General features: G+C 40.4%; 1 protein-coding gene. It reads left to right on the top strand.

Annotated features, from left to right (window positions below; genetic code table 11):
- Nucleotides 1-240 precede the first annotated feature (240 nt).
- Nucleotides 241-933 (top strand): MFS transporter (locus CVN76_RS01110; protein ID WP_157805415.1); only part of this gene is annotated, 693 nt, incomplete at its 3' end.

The raw sequence follows: 933 nt of genomic DNA, 5'->3' as shown, positions 1-933 counted from the left end.
TTTGCAGAATAAGGAGCTTTCACTTTGGGATTGACCTCCATTTATCATAATAAGGTTTGATACTTGAGGTAAACCTCGGAGCTAAGAAATACAGGGAGTGATTCCTTGTATTTCTTAGCATTTTTTTTTGAAAGTGGTTTTTCAGTTAAATGGATATCATATAGGGGAGACTTAAATACATTCAGTTTTTTAGAATTTTAGGGGAGTAAGATCATTGTGATTTATTATAGGGGTGTAATAATGAAAAAGTATAAAGCCGCATCTGGCATGTACATCAACTATTTTCTACTAGGGATGGTAAATATAATCCTTGCCTCAAACATGTCTTCGTTAACCGAGCAATGGAATACGGATTCCACAGGCATCAGTTATCTCATTGCCGCGATAGGGGTTGGGAGATTACTTACTTATGGGCTCTCGGGAGTGCTGTCAGATAAATTCGGCAGGAAGCCATTAATCATAACCTCTTCGTTCCTGATGGGAGTTTTTTTGCTTGGGATTCCGTTTTCCCCCACATACGAAATCGCGTTCGTGTTTGCGTTGCTGGCAGGAGTTTCCAACTCAGCCATGGATGCTGGTACATATCCGGCGTTAACGGAAATGTTTCCTGAATCGGCTGGGTCAGCGAGTGTCATGGTAAAGGCTTTTGGCTCACTTGGTGCCACGATATTGCCATTCATCATCTTGTTTCTATCCAACAATCATTTATTTTATGGCTTTGCCTTTTTAATTCCTGCTGCGATCTATTTCATTAACTTGCTTCTTATACTTTCAGCTTCATTTACGAAAAGTAAATCGGATGCTGCCAGTGATGAAGATGATTTTGAAAGGAGCCGATTTATAACCGAGCCTGAATTCTGGAGGGAGGGCTTGGCCTTGATCATTATCGGCTTTACATCGACTGCATTATTTACCGTTTCACAAATCTGGCTA

Source organism: Bacillus sp. mrc49 (assembly GCF_002803435.1).
This window is presented reverse-complemented; position numbering and strand designations above follow the sequence as displayed.